1 pseudogene is annotated in these 305 nt (G+C 73.4%); it reads left to right on the top strand.

The features are described from left to right. Positions 1-305: pseudogene (locus tag ALMP_RS42500) on the top strand (glycine-AMP ligase); the annotation flags it as partial.

The raw sequence follows: 305 nt of genomic DNA, 5'->3' as shown, positions 1-305 counted from the left end.
GGCCGCGCCGACGACCAGGTGAAGGTGCGCGGCTTCCGCATCGAACTCGGGGAGATCGAGGCCGCGTTGGCCGCTCACCCGGAGGTCGGTGACGTGACCGTGGTGGCGCGCCAGGACCGCGCCGACGACGTCCGTCTGGTCGCCTACGTCGTGCCCGCCCCGGGATGTGTGGCGCTCGCGTCGACCCTGCGTGAGCACCTGCGGGAGCGGCTGCCCGAGTACATGGTGCCGTCGGCGTTCGTCCCCCTGGAGGCGCTGCCGCTGACCGTCAACGGCAAGCTGGACCGCCGCGCCCTGCCCGAACC

Source organism: Streptomyces sp. A012304 (assembly GCF_026008495.1).
GTDB lineage: Bacteria > Actinomycetota > Actinomycetes > Streptomycetales > Streptomycetaceae > Streptomyces.
Note: the sequence above shows the minus strand (reverse complement) of the source record. Positions and strands in the feature narration are given on the sequence as shown.